We start from the raw sequence: 8,806 nt of genomic DNA on the forward strand, positions 1-8,806 counted from the left end.
CCGGGCAGGTATTTGAAAGTGCAGGATTTAATTGGTGTGGACGCTGGTTCCGGCGGACCGTTTACGCCCGGGCCCGCAGTCCCTCGACCGGGTGAGACAGGGCCGTGATGATGCCGCGCAGCTCGGCCAGCCCCTTGAGTCCTCCGATCGCCGGATAGCCCGGCTGGGCGTTGCGGTTCAGGTCGTCGAGCATGTCCTGACCGTGATCGGGACGCATGGGAATGGACCAGTCGGCGCGTCCTTCCGCCTTGCGCCTGCGCTCTTCACGCAGGACGGCGGCGATGACCGCGACCATATCCGTATCCCCTCCGAGATGATCTGCTTCGTGAAACGAGCCGCGAAGGGCTGCCGTTTCGCGTTTGACGTTTCTGAGGTGCAGGAAATGGATCCTGTCGCCGAGCCGGTCGACCATCCCGGGCAGATCATTGTCGGGCCGCGCCCCGAGCGAACCGGTACACAGTGTGATGCCGTTGGCCGGTGAGCGCACCGCATCCATGATCTGACCGTAGTCTGCTTCCGTCGACATGACCCGGGGCAGACCCAGCAGACCAAACGGCGGATCATCCGGATGGCAGCAAAGCCTGAGACCGAGGTCTTCCGCGACCGGGACCACTTCACTGAGGAAATCGATAAAGTTCGCCCTCAGCCGGTCTGAGGAGACGGCTTCATATTCGGCGAGATGCAGACGGATATCGTCAAGAGAGAAACCTTCCGCAGCTCCGGGCAAGCCGAAGACGACAGTCTTTGCAAGCGCCAGACGCTCCGCGTCATCCATCGCCGCATGCCGCTCTTTGGCCGCTTCGGCAATTTCGTTCGGATAGTCGCTTGCCGCGCATGGCCGCTTCAGGATGCAAATGTCGAAAGCCGCGAAATCGGCGTAGTCGAACCGCATGCATGTCGCACCTGTGGGCAACTTCCAGCGCAGGTCTGTGCGGGTCCAGTCGAGCACCGGCATGAAATTGTAGCAGACGACCTCTATGCCGGCGTCGGCAATATGCCTGAGGCTGACCTTGTAGGTTTCCAGGTGCAGGCGCCAGTCGCCTTTCTGCTTCTTGATATCCTCGGAAACCGGCAGGCTTTCGACCACCTGCCATTTCAGCCCCGAGGGCAGCCCCGCTTTGGTGACGGACAGTTCTCTCTGCCGCCGGGCAATTTCTTCAGGGGTCCACAGGGCGCCGGTCGGCACATGATGGAGTGCCGTCACCACACCTTCCGCGCCTGCCTGCAACATGTCGTCGATCGTGACCAGGTCCTGCGGCCCGAACCAGCGCCAGGTCTGCTTCATAAGATCGTCTCCCCTGCCGCACGTTGTTGTTTTTAAGCCGGTCGCACGGGCTGGGGATTTCTTAGCAATGTTTTCATCTGTTGACTAGTATGGAAGTATGGTGTAACCAAATTCGCGGAGGAGAAATTCGAGATGGCTTTCCAGCAACAGTCTCAGCGCATTCTGGATGTCGCGGCCGCAGTCGGCCCGCAGCTCTATCGAATCCTGAGGCAGCGGATCATTCGCAACGATCTGGAGCCGGGCACCCGGATCTCGGAATCGGAAATTGCAGCTGAATATGCCGTCAGCCGTCAGCCCGTGCGCGAAGCCTTCATCAAGCTTGCCGAAGAAGGCCTTGTCGAAGTGCGCCCCCAACGCGGCACCTTCGTTCGCAAGATCGCCACCTCGGCCGTGATGGATGCGCGGTTTGTCCGGGAAGCCATCGAGGCGGATATCGCCAAGGAACTTGCTGCGGGCAAGATCGCAGGCCTCGAAGCGGAATTGCGCAAGCAGATGAAGGAACAGGCCCGTGCGGCCAAAACCGGCGACTCTGTCCGCTTCATCGAACTGGACGAACTGTTTCACCGGACCCTGGCCGAAGCGGCAGGCAAGGTCTACGCCTGGGATGTCATCGAAAGCGTGAAAGCGCAAATGGACCGGGTACGCCATCTCAGTACCCGCCGTTTTCCCATGGACAAACTGGTTGAACAGCATTCCGCGATTGTGAGCGCGATCACCGCTGCAGACGCGAATGCTGCCGAACAAGCTGTGCGAACGCATCTGAGAGAAATTCTCAATGACCTGCCGGCCATTGCCGAGAGCAAGCCGGAATTCTTCGAGGATGCGCGACCTGGAAACAAATGAAGCGGGACAAGGACATCAATCCGGATCGTCCAAACCCGACATGTCTCAGCAAAAGGGAGGAACTCATGCTGAATCGGAAGACGACCCGGAGGTCGACACTCAAGACACTCGGCGCGACCGCCATTCTGACCGGCACCGCACTCTTCGCAGGCCAGGCCCTGGCCGCCGACTACACGCTGTCCGTCAATACCGCGCTGGCAACGACAGATCCGCTCTACAAGGGCCTGGAAGCCCTGCAGAAAAACGTCGCCGAAGCCTCGGGCGGCCGTCTCGAGGTCAAACTGTTCCCGAATTCCCAGCTCGGCCCGGATGAGGACGTCCTGGAACAGGCCCGCGCCGGCGCACCTGTTGCCGTGGTCGTCGACGGCAGCCGCCTCGCCGTCTTCCAGCACGAATTCGGCGTCCTCGGCGCCCCGTTCCTGGCATCCGGTTACGACGGCATTCGCAAGGTCGTCACCTCGGACATGTTCGAGGGCTGGGTCAAGAAACTCCACGACAACGGCCAACTTCAGGTTCTCTCCTTCAACTGGTGGCAGGGCGAGCGTCATCTGCTGACCCAGAAGGAAATCAACACACCGGCCGATCTTGCGGGTATCCGGATGCGCACACCGGGCGCGCCGGTCTGGACCGGAACCATCTCCGCCATGGGCGCCACCCCGACGCCGATGGCATGGGGCGAGGTCTATTCCGCCCTTTCCGCTCATGTGATCGATGGCGCGGAAGCGCAGTTTCCGGCCATCGTCGGCGCCAAGCTGGACGAGGTGATCACCCATATCACCAAGACCGGCCACATCAACCTGATCACCGGCCTCGTCACCTCCGGCCCCTGGTTCGACACCCTGCCCCCGGATCTGCAGAAGATCCTGCGCGACGAATCCCTGAAGGCCGGCGATGTCGCTTCCTACGGCACCCAGGATTCGCTTGCATCCATCGAACAGAAGCTCAAGGACGAAGGCATTTCCGTCCGCGAAGTAGACGTCACGCCGTTCAAGGAAGCCACCGCGAAAGTCTACGACGATCTCGGTTACGGCGAGTTGCGCGATACGCTGCGCGCCATGGCCGCGAACTGAGTTTTCCAGCACAGTGTACTTAAACAGGGACGGAGCCTGCACGCTCCGTCCCTTGTCACCCGATTGACGTCAACTGCAGCCGGGCTGAACTGCCATGTCCAGACTTTTCGCCAAACTCGAGATCATCGCCGGCTGCGTCCTGCTGGCCGTCATCACGGTGCTGGTCTTCATCGCCGCCGTCATGCGCTTTGTGGGCTATCCGCTGATCTGGTCGGTGGATCTCGCGCAGCTTCTGTTCATCTGGCTCTGTTTCTTCGGCGCCGCCAAGGCGATGCGGGAACGATCCCATCTCGGCGTCGATTTCCTGACCCGGCTCCTGCCGCCCCGGATGCGTCTTGTCCTGGAAACGCTCCTCACCATGCTGTTCGCGGCGTTCTTTCTGGTTCTGGCCTGGGAAGGCTACAAACTGACGATCCTCAACAAGGAACGGCTGTTCGGCGATTCAGGCCTCTCCTACGCCTGGGTGACCATTGCGGTGCCGGCCGGCTGCCTGCTGCTCCTCGGCTCGATGATCTCCAACCTGATCGAAGCCTGGCGCGGACGGATCGCGGAAGGCCGCTACATCTTCTCCCGCGACATGAGCCCGGTCGAAGCCGGTGAGATCGAGGACATCTGAACCATGCTGGCGATCACCCTCGTCTTTTTCGTGCTGCTCATTCTGGGCGCCCCGGTCGCCTTCGCCATCGGCCTGGCCGGTTTCACCTTCTTTCTGACGTCCGACATCATGCCGGTCTCCATCGGCGTGCAGAAGATCGCCACCGTCTCCCAGAGTTTCCCGCTGCTCGCCGTCCCGTTCTTTGTCCTGGCCGGCCACCTGATGAACGAAAGCGGCATTACCGACCGCCTGTTCAAATTCGCCCATGTGGCCGTTGCCTGGATGGCCGGCGGTCTGGCCCAGGTCTCCATCATCCTGTCCACGTTGATGGGCGGTGTCTCCGGCTCGGCCGTTGCAGATGCGGCGATGGAGGCGCGCGTCCTCGGGCCTCAGATGATCGGCCAGGGCTATTCCCGCGGCTATTCCAGCGCCGTCATCGCCCTGAGTTCCCTGATCACATCCACGATCCCGCCCAGCATCGGCCTGATCCTTTACGGTTATGTCGGGCAGGTCTCGATCGGCCGCCTGTTCATGGCCGGCATCGTACCGGGCCTCTTGATGATGACCTTTCTGATGATCGCCGCCTATGTGGTCGCCCGGAAGCGCAACTACGTGGTCAAGGACAGCGTCAAGCCGACCCCTAAAGCGCTTGCGATCGCCGCATGGGACGCCAAGTGGGCGCTGCTGTTCCCGGTGCTGTTGATCGTCTCCATAAGGGGCGGTCTCTTTACGCCCTCCGAAGTCGGCGCCTTTGCCGTTGTCTATGCGATCCTCGTCGGCTGGCTAGCCCACAAGGTGCTCGACCTGGAGGCCATCAGGCGCGCCTTCAACCAGGCGCTTTCGGATATCGGCCTGATCATGCTGATCATCCTGATGAGCGGCATGATCGGCTTTGCCATCATCTTCCTTCAGGTGCCGCAGCATATTGCCGGAACCCTGCTCGGGTCGCTGACCAGTCCCGACGTGATCGTCGGCGTCATCCTGATCAGCCTGTTCATTGCCGGGCTCTTCTTCGAAAGCACGATCCTGGTCCTGTTGCTGACGCCGATCTTTGTGCCTGTGATCGAGAAGGTGGGCTTCGATCCGGTGCATTTCGGCATCCTGATGATGACCATCGTGACGCTTGGCTCCATGACCCCGCCGGTCGGTGTCGCCATGTACACGGTCTGCGGCATGCTCGACACGCCGCTGGAAGACTACATCAAGGAATCCCTGCCGTTTTTCGCAGCCATCTTTGCACTGGTCCTCTTGCTGCTGTTCGTGCCGGGTCTGGTGCTGTTCCTGCCGAACCTGATGTTCGGATGATTTGACGACGAGCCCTTAACTTGCCGGAATAGTCACTTCTGCGAGAAAGCCGGAGGCCTTACCGGGAATTGGCGACTTGAGTCTCAGCTCGCCGCCGACCCTTTCGGCAATGGTGGCGACAATCGCGAGGCCGAGGCCGCTGCCCGCGCTGGACGCCCCCCTGGTTTCGAAGCGATCGGTGAGACGTTCGAGTATCTCTTGCGGGATGACCTCGCACTCGTTGGAAACGGAAAGGCGGACATCCGGCGACAGTTTCACCTCAATCGTCGTGTCCGGCGTCCCGTGCCGCATCGCATTCTCAATCAGGTTTCTGATGACGATACCCAAGGCATCGGGATCGATGTCGGACATGACCGGCTGCTCGGGCAGAGAAAGAGCAAGGCGGTCGGCTGAAGAAAGCCTTGCGAAATCCTCGACGACCAGGCGGAGAACCGGCCGCAGGTCGGCCGGAGTTCCGATCCGAAGACGACCGCCTTCCGCCCGCGCCATTTGCATCAGTCTCTCCGACACCCGCGTCAGGCGTTTCAGGGAAGTTTCGATCTCCGCGGCTCGCTGGCTTGCCGAAGGGTCGGACGTCTCGGACCGCAACCGCTGTGCCTGGGCAATTGCCCCGGCAAGCGGCGTGCGCAACTCATGCGCGGCATTCGCGGCAAAGCTGCGTTCCGCATCAAAAGCGGCCTGCAACCGCGACAGAAGCGCATTCAGGGTATCGGCAACGGGTGCGATTTCGCCCGGGAGCCCTCTGGTCTCCACGGGGGACAGGTCGCGGACGCCACGCGCGGCCAATCCGTCCCGAAACCTGCGCACAGGTGCCAGGCTGCGCCGCAGGACAAGGGCCACGGCAATCAGCGTAATCGGGATGACGGCGAGCAGGGGTAAACCGAGGCCGATTTGCAGTTCCCGCGCGGCCTCGCCCCTGTGCGCAAGCGGCTCGGCGACGGAAATCCGGATACTGCCCCTCAAGGCCTCGTCATTGTAGAAACGGTATGTGGATGTCTGCCGAAACCCGGGGCCGTCGTAAGCCGGAAAAATAGACGGATCGGCGGCGTGGGACTGCACCAGGACCCGCCCCTCGCGATCCCGCACGATATAGGTGAAATACTCGTTGTGCGGCCGGATGGAGGCCAGGTGCTGGGTGACGCCTTCTTCTTCGCGCCCAATGATATCGACAACGGCCAGGGGCAGGATCCGCTGCGCGGTTTCCTGCAGCGTGGAATCGAACACTTCATCCAGATCGTGCCGCAACTTCACGGCCGTCACCGTGGCAGCCCCGATCCACAGCAAGGTCAGCAGGAGCCCTATACCCAGCGCAAGTCGGACCTGAAGCGTGCGCGGCAGCCTCATGCTGCCCCCAGCCGGTAACCGAGCCCGCGTTCGGTCTCGATGATCCCCGCACCCAGCTTCTTGCGAAGACGGCTGACATGGACCTCGATCGTGTTGCTCTCGACTTCCGTATCGAAGGAATAAAGCCGCTCCTCCAGTTGCCCCTTGGACAGAAGCTGTCCCGGCCGCTGCAGGAACGCCTCGAACAACACCCACTCACGCGCGGTGAGTTGCACCGCCTTTCCGTCCTTGCGAATGCTGCGCGCGGCAAGATCGATTTCCAGGGGGCCGTGAACGATGATCGGGTTGGGATTCCCCGTATAACGCCGCGCAACGGACCCGATCCGGGCCGAAAGCTCGGCAAGATCGAAGGGCTTCACCATATAGTCGTCGGCGCCGGCGTTCAGCCCGTCGATCCGGTCCGACACCTGATCCAGCGCTGTGAGGATGATGACCGGTGTCACGTCTCCCCTGGACCGCAGGTCCTTCAGAAACGGAACACCGCGCCCGTCCGGGAGCATAAGGTCGAGCAGAACGAGATTGTATCCTGTACCGGCGATGGCTTCGCGGGCTTCATCAAGCCGAAGTACCCAGTCGACCGAGTGACCGTCACCCGCAATCTGGTCCCGCACCGCGGTCCCCAGCACAGTGTCATCTTCGATCAGGAGTATCCGCATCGTCCGCATTACCTCTAATATCAAGCCAGTATACTTTCGACCGCGCGGCTGACGCACAGCTGAAGCAGCAGCGGAACCTGCTTCAGGATCCCGTCAGCTTCATAACGCATATATCTGCAAAATCGACTGAATGGCCCGGACACGGAGTTTGGCCTATGACAAAGCCCCTGACAATTCTCGCATTCGCGGGCGCAATCCTATGGACAGGTATCGCCAGTGCCGATGACGATTGTTTCGTCCCCATGACCGACTGGCAACCGCGCGAAGCCGTCACCCAACTGGCCAACGAACAGGGTTGGACCGTCCGCCGCATCAAGATCCACGACGGCTGCTACGAGATCATCGGCCAGGACGCGCAAGGCCGCTCCATCGAAGCGACCGTTCATCCGGCAACCCTCGATGTGCTCGAACTGGAGTACAAGGGTGAAGGTGGAAACCGTACCAGGGGGAAGGATGGCCACGATGACTGATACGGTTCGGGTCTGGGACCCTCTGGTCCGGATATTTCACTGGGCACTGGTCGCGGCATTCGCCATCGCGTGGCTGACGGCCGACGAACTCCAGCCGCTTCATGAAATCGCCGGCTATATTGTTGCAGGCCTGATCGCATTTCGCGTCCTTTGGGGTGTCCTCGGCACCCGCTACGCCCGCTTCACCCAGTTCCTGCGCGGTCCGGCAACCACCGCCCGGTATCTCTCAGAAACGTTGCACGGACGGGAAGCGCGTTACATCGGCCATAATCCGGCCGGTGCGGTGATGATCGTGGCAATGCTTCTCACCCTGTCAGGCACCGCCTTCACCGGCTGGCTGATAGCCGACCCGGCCCGGCAGGCGTTCCTGCCCGATTTGCCGCCAATCGTAGCCTCGGCCCAGGCCGATGAAGACGAATACGGCGAAAGAGGCGGAGAGCGCGAGGACGCGATCGAGGAACTGCACGAAGTCTTCGCCAACCTGATGCTCCTTCTGGTCGCACTGCATCTCGGCGGTGTAGCCTTTGCCTCCCTCCGTCATCGGGAAAATCTCGCGCGCGCAATGGTCACTGGCAGCAAAAGAGCCCCGGAGCCTGGCGACGTCGACTGATATCGGCGGTCAGAACCGGTCATCTCCGCGCACAAATAATGCCCCGTCCGGAAGATACCCCGGGCGGGGCATTTTCCTGAACGCAAGCTGAAGCAGAAAATCGTTTCCCGTCAGGCAGCGCTCAGTTTCAAAAGCGAAATTGACTTCATCGGATCACATGGAAGGAGATTCCCGATGAAGAAGACCCTCGCAATCCTCGCAGCAACGACCGCACTGACCGCCGTGATCGCCCTGCCCGCCTACAGCGGTTTCTTCGGCGCCGGTTCAGGAGAAGGCGGTTTCATCCGTCTTCTGTCCGACCACGAAAAGGGGTCGGCATATCTACAGCTCGCAAGTGACGACGATGGCCGCCGTGAGTACCGCCGCTCGCGTCGCGACGACGATCGGCGCGGCTACGGCCGGTCGAGGCATGATGACGATGACTACGGCCACCGTGAAGACGATGACGATGACGACGACGGCGGCCGGTATGGCTCCCGGGCAAATCCGGCCCCCGCCGGGACCGTAGCCCCGCCGCAAAACGGTCTCTTCGGCAACGGCACCGGACCGAAAGTCCAGGTCAACTGAAAAGACCCGGGGCCGGCCGGCAGAGGGTTCTGGACACCTGCCCCCGGCCCCCGGATTCCCC

The 8,806-nt window shown here is 61.6% G+C and carries 10 protein-coding genes; 7 read left to right on the plus strand and 3 right to left on the minus strand.

The window, feature by feature from the left end; all coding sequences use genetic code 11:
• Nucleotides 1-61: 61 nt before the first annotated feature.
• Nucleotides 62-1,285, minus strand: a complete 1,224-nt coding sequence (gene uxuA / locus HK439_RS20475; protein ID WP_190293338.1) for a mannonate dehydratase — start codon at nucleotides 1,283-1,285, stop codon at nucleotides 62-64.
• A gap of 132 nt (nucleotides 1,286-1,417) precedes the next feature.
• Here uxuA and HK439_RS20480 point away from each other — a divergent pair, with 132 nt between their 5' ends.
• The 4 genes from HK439_RS20480 to HK439_RS20495 all read left to right on the plus strand — a co-directional run bounded on the left by HK439_RS20480 (nucleotide 1,418) and on the right by HK439_RS20495 (nucleotide 5,098).
• Nucleotides 1,418-2,128 carry a GntR family transcriptional regulator gene (locus HK439_RS20480; protein WP_190293339.1) on the plus strand — a complete coding sequence of 237 codons (711 nt, stop codon included), beginning with the start codon at nucleotides 1,418-1,420 and terminating at the stop codon, nucleotides 2,126-2,128.
• A gap of 65 nt (nucleotides 2,129-2,193) precedes the next feature.
• Nucleotides 2,194-3,198, plus strand: a complete 1,005-nt coding sequence (locus HK439_RS20485; RefSeq protein ID WP_190293340.1) for a C4-dicarboxylate TRAP transporter substrate-binding protein — start codon at nucleotides 2,194-2,196, stop codon at nucleotides 3,196-3,198.
• Between the two features lie 94 nt (nucleotides 3,199-3,292).
• Nucleotides 3,293-3,814 carry a TRAP transporter small permease gene (locus tag HK439_RS20490; RefSeq protein ID WP_190293341.1) on the plus strand — a complete coding sequence of 174 codons (522 nt, stop codon included), beginning with the start codon at nucleotides 3,293-3,295 and terminating at the stop codon, nucleotides 3,812-3,814.
• Nucleotides 3,815-3,817: 3 nt separating this feature from the next.
• Nucleotides 3,818-5,098 (plus strand): TRAP transporter large permease, encoded by a 1,281-nt coding sequence (locus tag HK439_RS20495; RefSeq protein ID WP_190293342.1) that lies wholly within the window; start codon nucleotides 3,818-3,820, stop codon nucleotides 5,096-5,098.
• A gap of 15 nt (nucleotides 5,099-5,113) precedes the next feature.
• On the opposite strand, the gene HK439_RS20500 is transcribed toward HK439_RS20495, so the two are convergent.
• Both HK439_RS20500 and HK439_RS20505 read right to left on the minus strand, forming a co-directional pair.
• The gene (locus tag HK439_RS20500) at nucleotides 5,114-6,442 is read right to left on the minus strand and encodes a sensor histidine kinase (protein WP_190293343.1); all 1,329 of its coding nucleotides are present in this window, start codon (nucleotides 6,440-6,442) and stop codon (nucleotides 5,114-5,116) included.
• Nucleotides 6,439-7,098: a response regulator transcription factor gene (locus HK439_RS20505; protein WP_190293344.1), complete on the minus strand. Its 660-nt coding sequence runs from the start codon at nucleotides 7,096-7,098 to the stop codon at nucleotides 6,439-6,441. Before HK439_RS20505 ends, HK439_RS20500 begins: the two co-directional genes overlap by 4 nt.
• 155 nt (nucleotides 7,099-7,253) lie before the next feature.
• Here HK439_RS20505 and HK439_RS20510 point away from each other — a divergent pair, with 155 nt between their 5' ends.
• From HK439_RS20510 to HK439_RS20520, 3 genes are all read left to right on the plus strand, one after another.
• Nucleotides 7,254-7,568 (plus strand): PepSY domain-containing protein, encoded by a 315-nt coding sequence (locus HK439_RS20510; protein ID WP_190293345.1) that lies wholly within the window; start codon nucleotides 7,254-7,256, stop codon nucleotides 7,566-7,568.
• Nucleotides 7,561-8,178: a cytochrome b/b6 domain-containing protein gene (locus tag HK439_RS20515; RefSeq protein WP_190293346.1), complete on the plus strand. Its 618-nt coding sequence runs from the start codon at nucleotides 7,561-7,563 to the stop codon at nucleotides 8,176-8,178. The genes HK439_RS20510 and HK439_RS20515 overlap by 8 nt, the downstream gene beginning before the upstream one ends.
• Nucleotides 8,179-8,352: 174 nt before the next feature.
• Entirely contained in the window at nucleotides 8,353-8,745 is a 393-nt protein-coding gene (locus tag HK439_RS20520) for a hypothetical protein (RefSeq protein ID WP_190293347.1), read from the plus strand.
• Nucleotides 8,746-8,806 lie beyond the last annotated feature (61 nt).

It is taken from the genome of Roseibium aggregatum (assembly GCF_014692675.1).
In the GTDB taxonomy this organism is placed as follows: Bacteria; Pseudomonadota; Alphaproteobacteria; order Rhizobiales; family Stappiaceae; genus Roseibium; species Roseibium aggregatum_C.

Bases quoted from the DNA above. Each gene is read 5' to 3' on its own strand.
- uxuA (WP_190293338.1), bottom strand. From the start codon at position 1,285: ATGAAGCAGACCTGGCGCTGGTTCGGGCCGCAGGACCTGGTCACGATC.
- HK439_RS20480 (WP_190293339.1), top strand. From the start codon at position 1,418: ATGGCTTTCCAGCAACAGTCTCAGCGCATTCTGGATGTCGCGGCCGCA.
- HK439_RS20485 (WP_190293340.1), top strand. From the start codon at position 2,194: ATGCTGAATCGGAAGACGACCCGGAGGTCGACACTCAAGACACTCGGC.
- HK439_RS20490 (WP_190293341.1), top strand. From the start codon at position 3,293: ATGTCCAGACTTTTCGCCAAACTCGAGATCATCGCCGGCTGCGTCCTG.
- HK439_RS20495 (WP_190293342.1), top strand. From the start codon at position 3,818: ATGCTGGCGATCACCCTCGTCTTTTTCGTGCTGCTCATTCTGGGCGCC.
- HK439_RS20500 (WP_190293343.1), bottom strand. From the start codon at position 6,442: ATGAGGCTGCCGCGCACGCTTCAGGTCCGACTTGCGCTGGGTATAGGG.
- HK439_RS20505 (WP_190293344.1), bottom strand. From the start codon at position 7,098: ATGCGGATACTCCTGATCGAAGATGACACTGTGCTGGGGACCGCGGTG.
- HK439_RS20510 (WP_190293345.1), top strand. From the start codon at position 7,254: ATGACAAAGCCCCTGACAATTCTCGCATTCGCGGGCGCAATCCTATGG.
- HK439_RS20515 (WP_190293346.1), top strand. From the start codon at position 7,561: ATGACTGATACGGTTCGGGTCTGGGACCCTCTGGTCCGGATATTTCAC.
- HK439_RS20520 (WP_190293347.1), top strand. From the start codon at position 8,353: ATGAAGAAGACCCTCGCAATCCTCGCAGCAACGACCGCACTGACCGCC.